Source organism: Pseudomonas thermotolerans DSM 14292 (assembly GCF_000364625.1).
In the GTDB taxonomy this organism is placed as follows: domain Bacteria; phylum Pseudomonadota; class Gammaproteobacteria; order Pseudomonadales; family Pseudomonadaceae; genus Aquipseudomonas; species Aquipseudomonas thermotolerans.
Genome location: NZ_KB822601.1, coordinates 153,311 through 171,756, shown reverse-complemented (window position 1 = coordinate 171,756; position 18,446 = coordinate 153,311). Strand labels below are relative to the sequence as shown.

General features: G+C 69.4%; 20 protein-coding genes and 1 pseudogene. 10 read left to right on the top strand and 11 right to left on the bottom strand.

The features are described from left to right. Positions 1–4: 4 nt before the first annotated feature. The 7 genes and pseudogenes from H165_RS19065 to H165_RS0103705 all read right to left on the bottom strand — a co-directional run. Positions 5–727, bottom strand: a pseudogene (locus tag H165_RS19065) (universal stress protein); the annotation flags it as partial. Between the two features lie 103 nt (positions 728–830). Continuing rightward, positions 831–1,274 (bottom strand): YiiD C-terminal domain-containing protein, encoded by a 444-nt coding sequence (locus H165_RS0103730; RefSeq protein ID WP_017937569.1) that lies wholly within the window; start codon positions 1,272–1,274, stop codon positions 831–833. Between the two features lie 99 nt (positions 1,275–1,373). Further along, positions 1,374–2,801, bottom strand: a complete 1,428-nt coding sequence (gene mdtD / locus H165_RS0103725) for a multidrug transporter subunit MdtD (RefSeq protein WP_017937568.1) — start codon at positions 2,799–2,801, stop codon at positions 1,374–1,376. A gap of 61 nt (positions 2,802–2,862) precedes the next feature. Further along, entirely contained in the window at positions 2,863–3,804 is a 942-nt protein-coding gene (locus tag H165_RS0103720) for a hypothetical protein (protein WP_017937567.1), read from the bottom strand. Between the two features lie 31 nt (positions 3,805–3,835). Then, positions 3,836–4,669, bottom strand: a complete 834-nt coding sequence (locus tag H165_RS0103715; RefSeq protein ID WP_017937566.1) for an aldo/keto reductase — start codon at positions 4,667–4,669, stop codon at positions 3,836–3,838. After that, positions 4,666–5,841: an NAD(P)/FAD-dependent oxidoreductase gene (locus H165_RS0103710; RefSeq protein ID WP_017937565.1), complete on the bottom strand. Its 1,176-nt coding sequence runs from the start codon at positions 5,839–5,841 to the stop codon at positions 4,666–4,668. The genes H165_RS0103715 and H165_RS0103710 overlap by 4 nt, the downstream gene beginning before the upstream one ends. Positions 5,842–5,903: 62 nt before the next feature. Then, entirely contained in the window at positions 5,904–6,236 is a 333-nt protein-coding gene (locus H165_RS0103705; RefSeq protein ID WP_017937564.1) for an SMR family transporter, read from the bottom strand. A gap of 89 nt (positions 6,237–6,325) precedes the next feature. On the opposite strand from H165_RS0103705, the gene H165_RS0103700 reads away from it, so the two are divergent. The 6 genes from H165_RS0103700 (at position 6,326) to hisF (ending at position 11,583) form a co-directional block, all read left to right on the top strand. Continuing rightward, the gene (locus tag H165_RS0103700; protein ID WP_017937563.1) at positions 6,326–7,225 is read left to right on the top strand and encodes a LysR family transcriptional regulator; all 900 of its coding nucleotides are present in this window, start codon (positions 6,326–6,328) and stop codon (positions 7,223–7,225) included. An 11-nt stretch (positions 7,226–7,236) separates the two neighbouring features. Beyond that, positions 7,237–8,541: a lipid IV(A) 3-deoxy-D-manno-octulosonic acid transferase gene (gene waaA / locus H165_RS0103695; protein ID WP_017937562.1), complete on the top strand. Its 1,305-nt coding sequence runs from the start codon at positions 7,237–7,239 to the stop codon at positions 8,539–8,541. Positions 8,542–8,605: 64 nt separating this feature from the next. Then, on the top strand, positions 8,606–9,199 hold the full coding sequence (gene hisB / locus H165_RS0103690; protein WP_017937561.1) for an imidazoleglycerol-phosphate dehydratase HisB: 594 nt from the start codon (positions 8,606–8,608) through the stop codon (positions 9,197–9,199). Beyond that, on the top strand, positions 9,199–9,837 hold the full coding sequence (hisH, locus tag H165_RS0103685) for an imidazole glycerol phosphate synthase subunit HisH (RefSeq protein ID WP_026146335.1): 639 nt from the start codon (positions 9,199–9,201) through the stop codon (positions 9,835–9,837). The genes hisB and hisH overlap by 1 nt, the downstream gene beginning before the upstream one ends. A 75-nt stretch (positions 9,838–9,912) precedes the next feature. Next, a complete protein-coding gene (hisA, locus tag H165_RS0103680) occupies positions 9,913–10,650 on the top strand; it encodes a 1-(5-phosphoribosyl)-5-[(5-phosphoribosylamino)methylideneamino]imidazole-4-carboxamide isomerase (protein WP_017937559.1) in 738 nt (245 codons plus the stop codon). 162 nt (positions 10,651–10,812) lie between these two features. Next, entirely contained in the window at positions 10,813–11,583 is a 771-nt protein-coding gene (gene hisF / locus H165_RS0103675) for an imidazole glycerol phosphate synthase subunit HisF (protein WP_026146334.1), read from the top strand. Positions 11,584–11,666: 83 nt separating this feature from the next. Here hisF and H165_RS0103670 read toward each other — a convergent pair whose 3' ends face one another. From H165_RS0103670 to gpmM, 3 genes are all read right to left on the bottom strand, one after another. Further along, positions 11,667–12,992: a S41 family peptidase gene (locus H165_RS0103670; RefSeq protein WP_017937557.1), complete on the bottom strand. Its 1,326-nt coding sequence runs from the start codon at positions 12,990–12,992 to the stop codon at positions 11,667–11,669. 44 nt (positions 12,993–13,036) lie between these two features. After that, complete coding sequence (locus tag H165_RS0103665; RefSeq protein WP_017937556.1) at positions 13,037–14,278, bottom strand: murein hydrolase activator EnvC family protein; 1,242 nt, start codon at positions 14,276–14,278, stop codon at positions 13,037–13,039. A gap of 158 nt (positions 14,279–14,436) precedes the next feature. Continuing rightward, positions 14,437–15,972, bottom strand: a complete 1,536-nt coding sequence (gene gpmM, locus H165_RS0103660; protein ID WP_017937555.1) for a 2,3-bisphosphoglycerate-independent phosphoglycerate mutase — start codon at positions 15,970–15,972, stop codon at positions 14,437–14,439. Between the two features lie 141 nt (positions 15,973–16,113). Between gpmM and H165_RS0103655 the strand changes: the two genes are divergently transcribed. From H165_RS0103655 to secB, 3 genes are read left to right on the top strand one after another with little or no spacing between them, the layout of a single operon-like run. After that, positions 16,114–16,527, top strand: a complete 414-nt coding sequence (locus tag H165_RS0103655) for a rhodanese-like domain-containing protein (protein ID WP_026146333.1) — start codon at positions 16,114–16,116, stop codon at positions 16,525–16,527. A gap of 1 nt (position 16,528) precedes the next feature. Beyond that, a complete protein-coding gene (gene grxC / locus H165_RS0103650; protein WP_017937553.1) occupies positions 16,529–16,783 on the top strand; it encodes a glutaredoxin 3 in 255 nt (84 codons plus the stop codon). A 36-nt stretch (positions 16,784–16,819) separates the two neighbouring features. Continuing rightward, the gene (gene secB, locus H165_RS0103645) at positions 16,820–17,308 is read left to right on the top strand and encodes a protein-export chaperone SecB (protein ID WP_017937552.1); all 489 of its coding nucleotides are present in this window, start codon (positions 16,820–16,822) and stop codon (positions 17,306–17,308) included. 55 nt (positions 17,309–17,363) lie between these two features. Here secB and trmL read toward each other — a convergent pair whose 3' ends face one another. Then, a complete protein-coding gene (gene trmL, locus H165_RS0103640) occupies positions 17,364–17,825 on the bottom strand; it encodes a tRNA (uridine(34)/cytosine(34)/5-carboxymethylaminomethyluridine(34)-2'-O)-methyltransferase TrmL (RefSeq protein ID WP_017937551.1) in 462 nt (153 codons plus the stop codon). On the opposite strand from trmL, the gene H165_RS0103635 reads away from it, so the two are divergent. After that, positions 17,824–18,264, top strand: coding sequence for a hypothetical protein (locus tag H165_RS0103635; RefSeq protein ID WP_017937550.1), 441 nt, complete (start codon positions 17,824–17,826; stop codon positions 18,262–18,264). The two genes, trmL and H165_RS0103635, sit on opposite strands and share 2 nt — an antisense overlap. Positions 18,265–18,446: the final 182 nt, after the last annotated feature.

Genomic DNA, 18,446 nt, shown 5'->3' with positions numbered 1-18,446 from the left:
CGAGCAGCGCCTCGCTGAGGATGCTGCGGCGGTGCTGGCCGAGTGCGACCAGCTGCGGGCGCAGCTCGGCGATCGCCGCGGCCAGGCAGGCGCCGCGCTCGCCCTGGCGCACGCCGTGATCGAGCTGGGCGCCGGGCGGCAGCTTGGCGCGCTCGTCCTCCACCAGGCGTTCGAACAGGCTGGTCTGCAGGGCCAGGTCCTCGGCGGCCGCGGCGGCCTGAGCCGGCGCCACCTCGTGGATGTGCAGGGCGAACAGCCGGGCCTCCGCGGGGAGCAGGCGGCGGGCGGTCTGCAGGGCGTTGCAGGCGGCCAGGGAGAAGTCCAGGGCCGCCAGCGCCTGACGATAGGGCTGCGGTTCGCCGACCGCGAGCAGCACCGGCACCTGGCTACAGCGTGCCACTCGCTCCAGGGTGGTGCCGGCGAACAGCTCGGGACGGCCCTTGTGGTGCGCGCCCATCACCGCCAGGTCGGCGCCGCTCTCCTTGAGGCGACGGGCGATGCATTCGTGGGGCTCGCCGCTGTCGAGGAGGATCTGCCCGCCAGGCAGACCGGCCAGGGCCAGGCGCTGGCGCAAGTGGGCGGCGGTCGGCTCGCGCAGGTCCGGGTGGTCGAGCACGTGCACCAGGCTCAGTCGGGCGCCGTGCTGGAGGGCCAACTGGGCGGCGCGGCGCAGCGCCACCTCGGCCTCCTGGCTGAGGTCATGGGCGATCAGGATGTGACGGAACATGGTGAACCTCCCGCGGACGGCAAAGCTGGATGGGGCAGGTTGACAGTCTGCGGTCGCGACGGGCCGGCCCCGTTGTCTTGGATCAACTCCGTGGCGGCCCGGCTCACTGGCGGCGCAGCTGGTAGAGGGCGCGGCTTTCGGCCACCACCTCGCCGGCGGCGTCGCAGAGCTGCAGCTCCAAGGCGTAGTCGGCCTTGCCGTTGGCTGCCGCCTCGATCTGGATGCGCTCGATCTCAGAGGCGGAGAGCCGCGCCTCGACGTGGATGTCGCCGGTGGCCGGGCGGCGAAAGCGCAGGTTGACTTCCTTGACGATGGGGTAGAAGCGCTGGTGGTCGAAGCTGGTGACGAACAGGGCGCCGCCGGGTACCTCGGCGAGGGTGAACAGGGCGCCGGCGTACATGGTGCCGATGTGGTTCTCGTTTCCGGCCAGCGGTGCACGCAGGCGCACGTAGCCGGGCTCGAGCACCTCGGCCTTGAGGTTCATGCGCTTGATGAAGGCAATGCGTTCTTCGGTGAACAGGCGGGCCAGCTCGGTGGGCAGGGCCATGGCGGTTAGTCCCCTTTTCTTGTCGGTCCGCCTTCCAGCCTAGCCGCCGGCGCCGCCGCGGCAATGGCCGCGGCGTTCAGGCGTGGTTGACCTAAGCGCTCAGTCGCCGGGCGGCGCGCCGGTCTTGCGCGGTTGGCGCCCGGCGCTCCGGTCGAGCTGCAGGAAGATGGCCGCGGCCAGCAGGGTCAGCCCGCCGACGCACAGGAAGGTGGCACGGAAGGCGCCGAGCACGCTGTCGGTGCCGGCGGCGATGGAGGCGCTGAAGCCACCCAGCAGGGCCGCCGCGCAGGCCACGCCGAGACTCATGGACAGCTGGGCGACCACCGAGAGCAGGCTGTTGCCGCTACTCGCCGCGCGGTCGTCCAGATCGATCAGGGTAACGGTGTTCATCGCGGTGAACTGCAGCGAGTTGACCCCTCCGAGCAGGGCCAGCTGGATGAGCAGCAGTCCGTAGGGATAATCCGGGCCGGCCAGGGCCAGGCTGGCCAGGCCGAAGCCGAGGGCCAGGGTGTTGCCGGTCAGCACCCGGCGGTAGCCGAGGCGCTCGATCAGCCGGCCGGCCTGGGACTTGACGAACATCGCCGCCAGGGCCAGGGGGATCATGCTCATCCCCGCCTCGGCCGGCGAGTAGCCGAGCGCCACCTGCAGCAGCAGCGGCACCAGGAAGGGCAGGGCGCCGCTGCCCAGGCGGGCGAACAGGTTGCCGAGGATGCCCACCGCGAAGGTCCGGGTGCGGAACAGGCTGGGGGCGAACAGCGGCGTCTCAACCTGGCCGGCGCGCAGCCAGTAGGCGGCCAGGCAGGCCAGTCCGGCGAACAGCAGGAGCAGCACCCGCAGGTGCGGCAGGTGCAGCTCGCCGAGGCCCTCCAGGGCGATGGTGATCAGCACCATGGCAGCGCCGAACAGCAGGAAGCCGAGGCCGTCGAAGGGCTTGCGCTCCGGTCCGCGCAGGTTGGGCATCAGGGTCTGGGCGGCGAGGCAGCCGAGTAGGCCGACCGGCAGGTTGATCAGGAAGATCCAGTGCCAGCTGGCGTACTCCACCAGCCAGCCGCCCAGGGTCGGACCGATCAGCGGGCCGAGCAGGCCGGGCACGGTGACGAAGCCCATGATCCGCACCAGCTCGCTGCGCGGGTAGGCGCGCAGCACCACCAGGCGGCCGACCGGCATCATCAGCGCGCCGCCGAGGCCCTGCACCACCCGCGAGGCCACCAGCTGGGCGAGGCTGGTGGACAGCGCACAGAACAGCGAGCCGAGGCTGAACAGCAGGATGGCGCCGAAGAAGATCCGTCGGGTGCCGAAGCGGTCGGCGATCCATCCCGAGGCGGGGATCAGCAGGGCCACGGTGAGCATGTAGGCGATCACCACCGACTGCATGCGCAGCGGATCCTCGGCCAGGTCGCGGGCCATGGCCGGCAGGGCGGTGTTGAGGATGGTGCCGTCCAGGGTCTGCATGAAGAAGGCGATGGCCACTATCCAGGGCAGCAGGCGGGCGGTGCGCGGGGCGAGCTGGGGCAGGTGGTGGGGCATGCGGGTCCTTGGTACGACTTCCATGAAAAGCCGGGCCGAGTGGCCCGGCGTGGCGAGGGGATCAGGCCATGCGCAGCAGGCGGCGGGCGCGTTCCGCGAGGCGGCGCACCGGGCCCCTTGGGCTGGCCGGCTGCAGCTTCAGCTGGGCCACCCAGTCCTTCCAGCGGATGCGCTCGTCGCGCACCAGCCAGCCGTCCTGCGCCGCGAAGCTTTCGGCCAGCCACAGGCCGCGGGTGGAGACGGGCCGGAGCAGGCCGTTCTGCAGGGTCAGCAGGGTGGCGGTGGGGCGGCCCTGCTCGAGGGGAATCAGATAGAGGTCCGGATGGCGGCGGTCGAGGCGAGCCACCAGTTGGCCGTCCTCGAGGCGTTCGTCGACGTGTAGCAGGGTCAACTGGCGAACTTCCTTGGGCAGTTCCAGGCGCAGGTCGTAGACCAGCTGCAGCGAGGCGGTGGGCAGGTGCACGTAGGCGCGCGGGCGTTCCTGCAGGGTCAGGTTGCCGCAGCGCACCTGACGCGCGGAGCCGGACAGTGGGCTGAGGCGGAAGCTCACCTGCTCGCGGTAATGCACGCCCGGGTAGGGGGTGGGCAGCCAGGTGTCGCCGAAGCGCCCGGTGAGCCAGCCTTCCGGGGTTTCCAGCAGGCATTCCTCGGCCACTTCGTGGATCGCGGTGAGCAGCGGCAGGTTGAGCTCGTGGGCCGGCACGTAACCGGAGATCAGCTTGAGGACCACGTCGCCGCGGTCCGCGCGGCGCTGGCGGACCAGCACCCAGTAGTCGCGGCCCTGCCAGCCGAGGGTCAGGCGCACCGAGACGCCGAGGTTGGCCAGCTCGGCGGCGAAGCGCTGACTGTCGGCCACCTCAATGGGGCGGCGGCGAGCCAGCATCTGGGTGAAGTTCAGCGGCTGGCCGAGGCTCTGGTAGCAGAGCTCCTCGGCATCGGCTTCGACGAACAGCGGCAGGGTGTGGAAGGCGCTAGGGTCCTTGCGGGCCAGGATTTTCGACATCTCGGCTCCTCGTCGGCCACCGGGGCGGCCTCTAGCTGTTATTGTGGATGCGGGAACGGATCACCTGTGCTGCAGTGGCGACATTATGGGACAGATGCAGCGGGTTGATGGTTCCGACTATCGCGGCACTCACCCCGGGGTGACCGAACACCAGCTCGAAGCTGGCCTGCACCGGGTCTTGCGGCGCCTGGTCGCCAACGCAGACGTGGCCGCTGGCCAGGGCCTTCTTGATCAGGATGCCCTTGGCATGGGTGGCGGCGTAGTCGAGCACCGGCCGCTCACCCTGCTCGGCCAGGTTGTAGGTGACCATGGCGCAGTCGCCGTCGCGCAGGGCGCGCAGGCCGCCTTCCACGGTCTTGCCGGAGAGACCGAAGGCGCGGATCTTGCCCTCCGCCTTGAGCGCCGCCAGGGTCGGGTAGACCTCGCCGTTGTCGAGGATCGCCAGATCATTGCCGTCCGAGTGCACCAGCACCAGGTCGAGGTAGTCGGTTTCCAGGCGGCGCAGGCTGCGTTCCACCGATGCGCGGGTATGGCGCGCCGAGAAGTCGAAGCGCGATTGGCCGTTGTCGAACTCCTCGCCGACCTTGCTGACGATCACCCAGTCCTGGCGCTGGCCGCGCAGCAGCGGGCCGAGGCGTTCCTCGCTGCGCCCGTAGGCCGGCGCGGTGTCGAGCAGGTTGATGCCCAGCTCGCGGGCCAGCTCGAGCAGGGCGCGGGCGGCCTGGTCGTCGGGGATGGCGAAGCCGCTGGGGTACTTTACTCCCTGATCGCGGCCGAGCTTGACGGTGCCCAGGCCGAGCGGCGAGACCAGCAGGCCGGTGCTGCCCAGCGGGCGGTGCAGGTCGTGCAGGCTGTCTGTCTTCATGGCAGCAGCTCCTCCCATACCGGGCGGGCCAGCGGCGGACGCGGCAGGGCCGGCAGCGGCGGCCGTGCCGCGGGGCGCAGGTCGGCGCGCTCCAGGCTGGCCAGCACGCGGTCGGCGAAGTCCGGGGCGAGGGCCAGCTTGGTCGGCCAGCCGACCAGCAGCCTCCCATGCTCGGCGAGGAAGGCGTTGTCCGGGCGCACCAAGCCTGACTGCGCCGGCTCGGCGCGGTCCACACGCAGGGTGGCGAAGCGCGCCTCGGCGAGGTCGATCCACGGCAGCAGGGTCTCCAGCTCGCGGCGCGCCGCGGCGATCTGCGCGGTCTGGTCGCGGGCCACGCCGTCCGCCTCGGCGATGTCGCCGCCCAGGTACCAGACCCACTGGCCGTCGGCGGCCGGGTGGCTGGTCACGGTGATCCGCGGCTTGGGCCCGCCGCCCAGGCAGTGGGCATACAGCGGCTTCAGGCTCGGCCCCTTGACCAGCACCATGTGCAGAGGGCGGCGCTGCTGGGCCGGCTGCCGCAGGCCGAGTTCGGCGAGCAGCGCCTCGTTGCCGGCGCCGGCGCTGAGCACGATGCGCTGGGCGCGGATCTCGTAGTCGTCGACGCGCAGGCCGACCAGCTCTTCGCCGTCGCGCAGCGCCGCGATCCTGCTGCCGGCCAGCAGGCCGTCGCCGGCCAGTTCGGCGAGGCGCGCCACCAGGCTGGGCACGTCGAGGACCAGTTCGTTGAGACGGTACACCTTGCCCTTGAAGGCCGGGCTCTGCAGGGCTGGCGGCAGTTGGTCGTCCTTCACCTGGTCGACCCGGGTGCGCATCGCCTTGCTGGCGAAGAAGCTCGCCAGGTTGCCGGTCAGGGTGCCGGGCGACCACAGGTAGTGGGCGTCGGAGAGCAGGCGCACGCCGGACAGATCCAGCTCGCCGCTGCCGGCCAGGGCCTCGCGCCAGCGCCGCGGCATGTCGGCGATGGCCTCGGCGGAGCCGCTCAGGGCGCCGTGCAGGGCGTACTTGGTGCCGCCGTGGATGATCCCCTGGGACTTCAGGGTCTGCCCGCCACCGAGGCTGGCGTTTTCCACCAGCAGGGTGGCGAAGCCCTGGCGACGCAGGCGCGCGTTCAGCCAGAGGCCGGCGACGCCGCCGCCGATGATCAGCACGTCAGTGGAAAGGGCTTGGGGCATGGGGCTAGGTCCGGCAGGTGAACAGGCCGGCAAGTATATCCTGCCCGCGCCGCTGCAGCGTCCTAGTGGCTGGCGCTGCTGGAGAACAGGTTGATCACCACCACCCCGCCGATGATCAGGCCGATGCCCAGCATGGCCGGCAGGTCTAGGCGTTGGCCGTAGAGGAACAGCGCCACCAGGCTGACCAGCACGATGCCGAGCCCGGACCAGATGGCGTAGACGATGCCCACCGGCAGGCTGCGCATGACCAGGATCAGCATCCAGAACGAGATCCCATAGCCGACCAGCACTAGCAGCAGCGGCAACGGAGTGGATAGCCCCTTGACTGCCTTCAGCGAGCTGGTGGCGATCACTTCGGCGGCGATGGCGATGGCGAGATAGACGTAGGGATTCATCTTGCGGACTCCTCTGCACTGCGGCGGATTCTAGGGATTCCTACGATGGGATAAAGTGGATACCAATCTGATTTGGAGATAGGTTGGCCATGCACTGGAACCTGGAACAGCTGCGCCTCTTCGTCAGCGCCGCCGAGGCGCAGTCCTTCTCGGCGGTGGCTCGCCAGGAGCGCCGCGCGCAGTCGGCTGTGAGCCAGGCCATCGCCCTGCTCGAGGCCGACCTGGGGGTGACGCTGTTTGAGCGCAGCAGCGGCCAGCGACCACGCCTCAGCGCCGCCGGCGCGGCCCTGCTGGAGGAGGCTCGTGCGGTGCTGCGCCAGTGCGAGCGTCTGGAGGGCCGGGCGCTGGGCTTGGCACGCGGCGAGGAGGCGCGCCTGCGCCTGGCCCAGGACGAGGCGATGCCCTACCAGCCGGTGCTGGCCAGCCTGGAGGCGCTGGCCCGGCGCTTTCCGCTGCTCGAGGTGCAGCTGGCCAGCGGGGCCCAGGGCGATGTGGCGCGCAAGTTGCTGGAGCGGCGCGCCGACCTCGGTCTGCTGTTCCACCACGAGGGCATGCCCCAGGCCCTAGAACGTCGCCAGCTGGGCGCCATCGAGATGGTCACGGTATGCGGCGCCAGTCACCCGCTGGCCGCCGAGCAGGTCGCCGACCGCCGCCAGCTGGCCGGCCACCGCCAGCTGTTGATGGCGCCCCAGGACAGCCGCTACCCGGGCGGCGAGCAGATCAGCCCGCTGGTCTGGCGTGCCGACAGCTTCTACGCCATGGCTGAGCTGGTGATGCGCAACCTCGGCTGGGCCTGGTTGCCGCGTCACGTGGCGCGCTACCCGGCCTACCAGGGGCAGCTCGTCGAGCTGCGCAGCGACTGGACGCCGCCGCCGCTGGTGGTCGAGCTGGTCTGGCGCCGCGACGAGAGCCCCGGCCCGGCGGCCGACTGGCTGACCCGATGCCTGGAGGAGCATCTGCGAGTCGCCAGCGACGGACGGGCGGGGTAAGCTGCGCGGCCATGAACCGACACCTCTACACCCTGCTGTTCCACCTCGGTCTGCCGCTGATCGGTCTGCGCCTGTACCTGCGCGCGCGCAAGGCGCCGGCCTACGCGCGACGTATCGGCGAGCGCTTCGCCCGCCGGCTGCCGGCGCTGCGCCCGGGCGGTATCTGGGTGCACGCCGTCTCGGTGGGCGAGAGCATCGCCGCGGCGCCCATGGTCCGCGCCCTGCTGGAGCGCCACCCGGAGCTGCCGGTCACCGTCACCTGCATGACTCCCACGGGCTCGGAGCGCATCCGGGCGCTGTTCGGCGACCGCGTGCAGCACTGCTACCTGCCCTATGACCTGCCCTGGGCCGCGGCACGTTTCCTCGACCGCCTGCGTCCGAAGCTGGCGGTGATCATGGAAACCGAGCTGTGGCCCAACCACATCCACCAGTGCGCTCGGCGCGGCATCCCGGTGGTGCTCGCCAACGCCCGGCTCTCCGAGCGCTCGGCGCGCGGCTATGCGCGCTTCGCCGGGCTGACCCGGCCGATGCTCGGCGAGCTGAGCTGGCTGGCGGTACAGACCGCGCCCGAGGCCGAGCGCTTCCGCCGCCTGGGGGCGCCGGCCGAGCGGATCACGGTGACCGGCTCGATCAAGTTCGACCTGCACCTCGACCCGGCACTGGCCGAGCGCGCCGCCGCCCTGCGCGCCGAGTGGCAGGCCGCAGCACGCCCGGTGTGGATCGCCGCCAGCACCCACGCCGGCGAGGACGAGATCGTCCTCGACGCCCACCGGCGGATCCTCACGCACCACCCCGAGGCCCTGCTGATCCTGGTGCCGCGTCATCCGGAGCGTTTCGCCGAGGTCCACGGGCTGTGTCGCCAGCGCGGCTTCGTCACCCGCCGGCGCTCGGCGGGCGAGGTGGTGGACGCCGCCACCCAGGTGCTGCTTGGCGACACCATGGGCGAGCTGCTGTTCCTCTACGCCTTGGCCGATCTGGCCTTCGTCGGCGGCAGCCTGGTGGCCAACGGCGGCCACAACCTGCTGGAGCCGGCGGCCCTCGGCAAGCCGGTGCTCAGCGGCCCACACCTGTTCAACTTCCTGGAGATCGCCGCCCAGCTGCGCGACGCCGGGGCGTTGCGCGAGGTGCAGGGCGCCGACGGCCTGGCCGCGGCGCTGCTGGAACTCTGGGCGGAGCCGGAACGGGCGCGGGCCATGGGCGCGGCCGGGCTGGCGGTGCTACACGCCAACCAGGGGGCCCTGGAGCGTCTGCTGGTCGGCCTGGAGCGCCTGCTGCAGGAAGGCGCCGTGGCTGAGGCCGGCGGCGCCCGTCGGTAGCAGTGCCGCGGCCTGCCGGCCTATAATGCAGCCCTTTCCCGTGGGCATTTCTGTGGAGCTGGTGATGGCCGAACGTACGGCGTCCGTCGAGCGCAACACCCTGGAGACTCAGATCAAGGTCTCGATCAATCTGGATGGCACTGGCAAGGCCAAGTTCGATATCGGCGTGCCCTTCCTCGAGCACATGCTCGACCAGATCGCCCGCCATGGCCTGATCGACCTGGACATCTACTGCAAGGGCGACCTGCACATCGACGATCATCACACCGTCGAGGACGTCGGCATCACCCTCGGCCAGGCCTTCGCCAGGGCCATCGGCGACAAGAAGGGCATTCGCCGCTACGGCCACGCCTACGTGCCGCTGGACGAGGCACTGTCGCGGGTGGTCGTCGACTTCTCCGGGCGTCCCGGCCTGCACATGCACGTGCCCTTCACCCGCGCGCTGGTCGGCGGCTTCGACGTGGACCTGTTCCAGGAGTTCTTCCAGGGCTTCGTCAACCACGCCCAGGTGACCCTGCACATCGACAACCTGCGCGGCACCAACACCCACCACCAGATCGAGACGGTGTTCAAGGCCTTCGGCCGTGCCCTGCGCATGGCCGTGGAGCCGGACGAGCGCATGGCCGGGCAGATGCCTTCCACCAAAGGGTGCCTGTGATGCAGACGGTAGCCGTCATCGACTATGGAATGGGCAACCTGCACTCGGTGGCCAAGGCTCTCGAGCACGTCGGCGCCGGGCGGGTGCTGGTCAGCAGCGATGCCAAGGTGATTCGCGAGGCCGACCGGGTCGTGTTCCCCGGGGTCGGCGCGATCCGCGATTGCATGGCGGAGATCCGTCGCCAGGGCTTCGACCAACTGGTCCGCGAGGTGAGCGTCGACCGGCCGTTCCTCGGCATCTGCGTGGGCATGCAGGCGCTGCTGGAGCACAGCGAGGAGAACGGTGGGGTGGACTGCCTCGGCCTGTTCCCCGGCCAGGTGCGCTTCTTCGGCAAGGATCTGGCGGAAGCCGGCGAGCCGCTCAAGGTGCCGCACATGGGCTGGAACGAGGTGGTGCAGAGCGTGGATCACCCGCTGTGGCACAACATCCCCAACCGCGGGCGCTTCTACTTCGTGCACAGCTATTACGTAGAGGCCGGCAATCCCAAGCAGGTGGTCGGCCGCGGCCACTACGGCAAGGACTTCGTCGCCGCGCTGGCCGACGGGCCGCGTTTCGCCGTGCAGTTCCACCCGGAGAAGAGCCATACCCACGGCCTGCAGTTGCTGCAGAACTTCGCCGCCTGGGACGGCCGCTGGTAGGCGGCCACTGGATTCGTGCGGGCGCCGCCGGAGCGCGCGGTGCCAGCAGCCCCTTCTGACCTTAGGAAACAAGCGATGCTGATCATCCCCGCTATCGATCTCAAGGACGGCGCCTGCGTGCGTCTGCGCCAGGGCCTGATGGACGACGCCACGGTGTTCTCCAACGACCCTGTGGCCATGGCCGCCAAGTGGGTCGAGGCCGGCTGCCGCCGCCTCCACCTGGTGGACCTGAACGGCGCCTTCGAGGGCAAGCCGGTTAACGGCGAGGTGGTCACCGCCATCGCCAAGCGCTACCCGCAGCTGCCGATCCAGATCGGTGGCGGCATCCGTTCCCTGGAGACCATCGAGCACTACGTACGCGCCGGGGTCAGCTACGTGATCATCGGCACCAAGGCGGTCAAACAGCCGGAATTCGTCGGCGAGGCCTGCCGGGCCTTCCCCGGCAAGGTGATCGTCGGCCTGGACGCCAAGGACGGCTTCGTTGCCACCGACGGCTGGGCCGAGGTCTCCAGCGTGCAGGTGGTGGATCTTGCCCGGCGCTTCGAGGCCGATGGGGTCGCGGCCATCGTTTACACCGACATCGCCAAGGACGGCATGATGCAGGGCTGCAACGTCGAGGCCACCGCGGCCCTGGCCCGCGCCACCTCCATCCCGGTGATCGCCTCCGGTGGCATCCACAACCTGGGGGACATCCAGAAGCTGCTGGACGCCCGAGAGCCGGGGATCATCGGCGCCATCACCGGCCGGGCGATCTACGAGGGCACCCTGGACGTGGCCGAGGCCCAGGCGCTGTGCGACAGCTTCAAGGGGTGAATCAAGGTTAATCAGGCGCTGAAGCCTCGCTGAACGAGCGAGCCGCTTCAGGCGCAGGGCGCGTGGCGAGCAGCGACGAGATGGTACATCGGGTACGCCGAGGAGCGAGCGCCACGCAACGCCGCGGATGCGCGGCGCAGCCGTTTAGAGAGGGCTTCAGCAATGGCATTGGCCAAACGCATCATCCCCTGCCTGGACGTGGACAACGGCCGGGTGGTCAAGGGCGTCAAGTTCGAGAACATCCGCGACGCCGGCGACCCGGTGGAGATCGCCCGTCGCTACGACGAGCAGGGCGCCGACGAGATCACCTTCCTGGACATCACCGCCAGCCACCAGGGCCGCGACACCACCCTGCACACCGTGGAGCGCATGGCGAGCCAGGTGTTCATCCCGCTGACCGTGGGTGGTGGCGTGCGTACCGTGCAGGACATCCGCAACCTGCTCAATGCCGGGGCCGACAAGGTGTCGATCAACACCGCCGCGGTGTTCAACCCGGAGTTCGTCGGCGAGGCCGCCGAGCGCTTCGGCTCTCAGTGCATCGTGGTGGCCATCGACGCCAAGCGGGTCTCCGCCCCGGGCGAGGCGCCGCGCTGGGAGATCTTCACCCACGGCGGGCGCAAGCCCACCGGCCTGGATGCCGTGGAATGGGCGAAGAAGATGGAGGCCCTGGGCGCCGGCGAGATCCTCCTCACCAGCATGGACCAGGACGGGGTGAAGAGCGGCTACGACCTGGGCGTCACCCGCGCGGTGTCCGAGGCGGTGCGCATCCCGGTGATCGCCTCAGGCGGGGTCGGCAACCTGCAGCACCTGGCCGACGGCATCCTCGAGGGCAAGGCCGACGCGGTGCTGGCGGCGAGCATCTTCCATTTCGGCGAGTACACGGTGCCTGAGGCCAAGGCCTACCTGGCGGCGCGCGGTATCGTGGTGCGCTGAGTGCCGCGGGTCCGGCCCGCGCGTTGCCATAAAAAACCGGACCTGCGAGGTCCGGTTTTTTCTTGCCCGGTCGCCGGGGCGGCTTACTGGCGGGTAATGTTCAGGCCCTTGAGCAGGTTGAGGGCCTGGGACAGCTGGTAGTCGTCGTCCTGCGGACGCGGCTCGTCCTTCTTCGCCTTGCGGCTGCTCGGGCGTTCCTCGCCGCCGTTGCCGTTGCCCAGGTGGCCGACCAGGTCGGCCTCCTTGTAGGCCGCGACTTCCTGCTCGCGGGTGATCCGGGCACGCGCCACCTCGATGTCCGGCACTATGCCCTGGGCCTGGATGGAGCGGCCGTTGGGGGTGTAGTAGAGCGCGGTGGTCAGCTTCAGGGCGCGATCGTTGCTCAGCGGCAGCACGGTCTGCACCGAGCCCTTGCCGAAGCTGTCGGTGCCCATCAGCACGCCGCGCTTGTGGTCCTGCAGGGCGCCGGCGACGATTTCCGAGGCCGAGGCGCTGCCGCCGTTGATCAGCACCACCAGCGGCACCTTCTCGCTGGCGTCGGCCGGGGTGGCGGAGAAGCGCAGCTCGGAGTTGGCGATGCGCCCCTTGGTGTAGACGATCAGCCCGCTGGTGAGGAAGTGGTCGGCCACCTCCACCGCGGCCTGTAGCACGCCGCCGGGGTTGTTGCGCAGGTCGAGGACCAGACCGCGCAGCTTCTGCCCGCCGTTGTCCTTCTTCAGCTTGGCCAACGCCTTGCCGACTTCCTCGCCGGTGTTGACCTGGAACTGGGTGATGCGCAGGTACCCGTAGCCCGGTTCCAGCATCTGGCTCTTGACGCTCTTGACCTTGATCACCGCACGGCTCAGCTCGAGGTCGAAGGGCTTGCCGCCGTCGCGGACGATGGTCAGAAGGATCTTCGAACCGGGCTTGCCGCGCATCTTGTCCACTGCGTCCATCATCGACATGCCCTTGGTCGGCTGGCCGTCGAGCTTGATGATCAGGTCGCCGGGCTGGATGCCGGCCTTGGAGGCGGGAGTGTCGTCGATCGGCGAGATCACCTTGACGAAACCGTCCTCCATGCCCACCTCGATGCCCAACCCGCCGAACTCGCCGCTGGTGCTTTCCTGCAGTTCCTGGAAGTCCTCGGGGGCGAGGTAGGCGGAGTGCGGGTCGAGGTTGCCGAGCATGCCCTTGATGGCGTTCTCCAGCAGAGTCTTGTCGTCCAGGGGCTCGACGTAGGCGGCCTTCACCCGGTCGAGGACCTCGGCGAAGGTACGCAGCTCGTCCAGCGGCAGGGGCGCTTTGTCCCGCGCGCCGCTGCTCGCGGCGCTGGCGGCCGGCGCGGACTCGGCGGCGTGCAGCAGCGGCGCGCCGCCGAGCAGCAGCGCGAGGGCCAGGGCCGGGAAGGGAAGGCGGGACAGATACGGCATGTCGAACTGACTCCTGGAAGTGAAGTGACGCTCGGAGGGGCATCCTAGCCCTGAGCGCGGCACCATTGCGCGGGGTCGCTGGGGCGACCCTGCTGGCGGATGGCGAAATACAGCGCCGGGGTATCCTGGCCACCGCTGTTGCCCACGGTGGCGATGGGTTCGCCGGCCTTGACGATGTCGCCGGCGTCCTTGAGCAGACTCTGGTTGTGCCCATAGAGGCTCAGGTAGCCGTTGCCATGATCGAGGATGACCAGAAGTCCGGCTCCGCGCAACCAGTCGGCGAACACCACCCGACCGCCGTGGATGGCGCGCACCTGGCTTCCGGCGGGAGCGCCGATCAGCACCCCGTCCCACTTGGTGCGGGCGTCGCTGCCGCGCGGCGCGCCGAAGCGGGCGATCAGTCGGCCGTTGACCGGCCAGGGCAGCTTGCCGCGCGCCTGGCTGAACGGGCCGCCGTAGCTGGCGCCGTCGCTGGACACCAGTGGCCCAGGGCTCTGCGGCTTGGTGCCGGCGGCCTGCTGCGCGGCCAGAGCGCGTTGGCGGGCCTCTTCGGCAGCCCGTTCGCGGGCCTGGCGGGCGAGGGTTTCCTCGATGGTCCTGAGCACCCTGGCCAGTTGGGCCTGGTCCTGCTCACGGGCCTTGAGCCGGCGGTCGCGTTCGCGGAACTGCTGGTTGAGCTTGGCCAGCGCCTGCTGGCGCTCCTTGCGCACTGTGGCGAGCTGTTCACGGCGCTGGTCGAGGGTACGCTTTTGCTCGGCGAGGCGTTCCTGTTGGTCGGCGATGTCGCGTTCCACGTTGGCCAGCTGGCGCAGGGTCTCGTTGAACACTTCCAGCTGCTCGAGGCGAGCCTTGCCGAGGTATTCGTAGTAGGTGAGGGTACGCGCGAACTGTTCCGGCTGCTGCTGGTTGAGCAGCAGGCGCAGGGGCTCTTGGTGGCCGGCCTGGTAGGCGGCGCGGGCCTGGATGCCGATCAGGCGCTGCTGCTCAAGGCGTGCGCCCTGGAGTTTTTTTTTCTCGCCGTCGAGCCGCCGCAGCTCGGTTTCACCGTCCTTCAGCTCCTGCTGGAGGGTCTTGATCTCCCGTTCCAGCGTGCCCATCTCGGTTTCCGTGTCGCGCAGCTGCTTCTGCACGGCGGACTTCTCCTGCTCGATCTGCTCGAGCAGCTTCTTCAGCTCGTTGATGTCCTTGCGGGCGGCCTCCAACTGGCGCTGGGTTTCCGCGCGCTGGTCGGCGGCGACCGGAGTGATCAGACAGAGGCAGAGCAGGGCGAGCAAGGCGCGATGCATGGCACGGGCGAACCAAGGCAATGGATCGGCCTAGTATGCTAAAGAACGCGGCAGGCTGAAAGCTGGCGGCGAGGCAAATTGCGATCCGGCGGGCGGGAAAGGCGAGGATGACGGCAGGGCGATGGCCGTGGGGGCCATCGCCCTGCGATGCGGGGAGGTCAGGCCGGCACCAGGATCGAGGTGCCGGTCATTTCCGCGGGTTTCTCCATGCCCAGCAGGTAGAGCATGGTCGGCGCTACGTCGGCCAGCACGCCGCCGTCGCGGACTTTCAGTGGCCGCTTGCCGACGTAGATGAAGGGCACCGGCTTGCAGGTGTGCGCGGTGTGCGCCTGACCGGTGGTCTCGTCTTCCATCTGTTCGACGTTGCCGTGGTCGGCGGTGATCAGTGCCTCGCCACCGACCTTCTCCAGGGCTTCGGTGATGCGGCCGATGCAGGTATCCAGGCATTCCACGGCCTTGACCGCGGCTTCGAAGACCCCGGTGTGGCCGACCATGTCGCCGTTGGCGTAGTTGACCACGATGACGTCGTAGCGCTGCTGCTCGATGGCCTCGACGATCCTGTCGGTGACCTCGGGGGCGCTCATCTCCGGCTGCAGGTCGTAGGTGGCCACCTTGGGCGAGGGGATGAGGATGCGCTCTTCGCCGGCGAAGGGCTCCTCGCGGCCGCCGGAGAAGAAGAAGGTGACGTGGGCGTACTTCTCGGTCTCGGCGATGCGCAACTGGGTCTTGCCGTGCTTGGCCAGGTACTCGCCGAGCACGTTGTCCAGGGATTCCGGGGCGAAGGCCGCTGGGGCCGGGATGTTCGCCGCGTACTGGGTGAGCATCACGTAGCCGGCCAGCTGCGGCACGCGGACGCGCGGGAAGCCCTGGAAGTCGGCCTCGACGAAGGCGCGGGTCAGTTCGCGGGCGCGGTCGGCGCGGAAGTTCATGAACACCACGGCGTCGCCGTCCTCGACCGGCGCGGCGGCGCCGATGCGGGTGGCCTTGACGAACTCGTCGCTCTCGCCGCGCTCGTAGGCGGCCAAGAGGCCCTCCACGGCAGTGGCGGCGTCGAACTCGGCGCGGCTGTCGACGATCAGCTCGTAGGCCTGCTGCACGCGCTCCCAGCGGTTGTCGCGGTCCATGGCGAAGTAGCGGCCGATCAGGCTGGCGATGCGGCCCTTGCCGAGGCGCGCGAAGGTGGCGTCGAGCAGCTCCAGGGAGCTCTGCGCGCTCTTCGGCGGAGTGTCGCGGCCGTCGAGGAAGGCGTGCAGGTAGATCTTCTCGGCACCGCGCCGGGCGGCCAGCTCGGTCATGGCGACGATGTGGTCCTGGTGGCTGTGCACGCCACCGTCGGACAGCAGGCCCATGATGTGCACCGCCTTGCCGGCGCCCACCGCCTTGTCCACCGCCGCGGTGATCGCCGGGTTTTCGAAGAACTCGCCGTCGCGGATCGCCTTGGTGATGCGGGTGAAGTCCTGGTACACCACGCGGCCGGCGCCGAGGTTCATGTGGCCGACCTCGGAGTTGCCCATCTGCCCGTCCGGCAGGCCGACGTCCATGCCGCTGCCGGAGATCAGACCGTGCGGCTGGGTGGCGCGCAGACGGTCGTAGACCGGGGTGCGGGCGGCGTGGATGGCGTTGGATTCGGGGCTGTTGCTGTGGCCGAAGCCGTCGAGGATGATGAGTACCAGCGGTTTTGGCGTGGCAGACATAGTTCGACTCTTGCTGGAAGGGGCCAAAAAAGGAGCGGCATTCTAGCGGCAACGGGCCGTTTGCGTCACCGCCGCGCGGACTTTGGCCGACCTGTGGGCCTGTGTATACTGGCCGCCATTTTATGGCCGTGGAACCACGAGATGTTTGCCCAGCTGATTGAATTTGTCTCTAACCACTATGTACTGAGTGGATTGTTCGTCATCCTCCTGGTGCTGCTCGTCGTCACCGAGCTGAACCGCGGTGGCAAAAGCCTCAGCCCCCGCGAGCTGACCAGCCTGGTCAATGCCGGCAGCGGTCTGGTGGTGGACGTGCGGCCCAGCAAGGAGTTCTCCGCCGGACACATCGCCGGGGCGCTGAACATCCCCTACGACAAGCTGGCCAGTCGCATCGTCGAGCTGGAGAAGCACCGCGAAAAGACCCTGGTGGTGGTGGATGCCATGGGCCAGCACGCCGGCACCGTTTGCCGCGAGCTGAAGAAGGCCGGCTTCAACGTCGCCCGCCTGACCGGTGGCATTGCCACCTGGCGTGGCGAGAACCTGCCGGTGGTGAAGTGACATGCCCGAGGTCGTCATCTATTCCAGTGACTGGTGCCCCTACTGCATCCGCGCCAAGCAGCTGCTGAGCAGCAAGGGCGTCGAGTTCACCGAGATCCGCGTGGACGGCCAGCCGCAGGTGCGCGCCGAGATGGCCGCCAAGGCCGGACGTACCTCGGTACCGCAGATCTGGATCGGCGCCACCCACGTGGGTGGATGCGACGATCTCTACGCCCTGGAGCGCGCCGGCCGTCTCGACGCGCTGCTCAAGGCCTGAATACAACAGCCCCACAGACAATTCGGAAGGCCACACATGACCGAACAAGCAAGCAACGGCGCTGCCGCCCAGGGCGAGCAGAACCCGCAATTCTCCCTGCAGCGCATCTACGTGAAGGACCTGTCCTTCGAAGCGCCGAAGAGCCCGGAAATCTTCCGCCAGGAGTGGGCGCCGAGCCTCTCCCTGGACCTCAACACCCGCCAGAAGGCCCTAGACGGCGACTTCCACGAGGTGGTGCTGACCCTCTCGGTGACCGTCAAGACCGGCGAGGAGATCGCCTTCATCGCCGAAGTGCAGCAGGCCGGCATCTTCCTGATCCGCGGCCTGGACGCCGCGGCCATGAGCCACACCCTGGGCGCCTTCTGCCCGAGCATCCTCTTCCCCTATGCCCGGGAGACCCTGGACAGCCTGGTGGTGCGCGGCTCCTTCCCGGCGCTGATGCTCGCCCCGGTGAACTTCGACGCCCTCTACGCCCAGGAACTGGCCCGCATGCAGCAGGCCGGCAACGCACCGGCGCAGGCCTGAGGCAGCGCGTCACCCGAAACGCCGCTTCGTAAGCGGCGTTTTTTATGGGCGGCGCTCAGGCGCCGGCGAAGTCGTGCTGCCGCCAGGCCTCGTAGACGGTGACCGCCACGCTGTTGGAGAGATTCAGGCTGCGGCAGCCGGGGCGCATCGGCAGACGGATGAGTCGCTCCGCCGGCAGGGCGTTGCGCACCTCGTCCGGCAGACCACGGCTTTCCGGGCCGAACAGGAAGGCGTCGCCGGGCTGGTAGCGGACCTGGTGGTAGGGCTGCGAACCCTTGGTGGTGAAGGCGAACAGGCGCGGCTGGCCGAGGCTCGCCAGGCAGCCTGCCAGGTCGGGGTGGCGCTGCAGCGGGGCGTACTCGTGGTAGTCCAGGCCGGCGCGGCGCAGGCGCTTGTCGTCCAGTTCGAAGCCGAGCGGCTCGATCAGGTGCAGGCTGCAGCCGCTGTTGGCGCACAGCCTGATAATGTTGCCGGTATTCGGCGGAATTTCCGGTTGGAACAGGATGACGTGAAACATGCACGGCTCCGCGCTTGAGGACGGGCAGCATTCTACTCCCGAGACCCCGCGCCCGCAGATGGGCTGGCGCTTCTTCGCCTCGCTAGCGCTGTTCGGCCTGCTGCTGGGCATGATGCTCGGGCGCCTGACCGACGACGGGACGGCGCACCTGGAGCGGGTGGAGGCGGTGGAGGACGGCCTGGTGCTCTGGCTGGACCGCGAGGCGCCGCTGCGCGGCGAACGCATCGCCGGGGCGCTGGTGCTTCATCTGGAGGCCAGCGGCGAGCCTGCGCGGGGGCAGCTGCGGGTCGCCGGCAAGGCGGTGAGCTGGCGGACGCTGCCGGAAGGCAAGGATCGTCTGCGCCTAGAGCTGGTGGCCGCCCGGCCACTGCACGGCGAATGGCGCGGTGCGGCGGCGGACGGGCGATGGCGGCTGCGGATCAGCTTGCGCTCGGAATAAAAGAGGGGATTCCCCGGCCTGCCTGTACCAAGGTCCCCAAAACTGGGTCTGCCCTGGTTTATGCAGAGTGCGTGCCAACTTCTGAAAGTCGCCCTGGGCCTCGGTTTTCAAAGCGTTTTTCGGCTTCCCGAGGAGGCGGATGGCCATTGGTCGGCGCGGGCTGAACCGCGGCAGTGCATCCG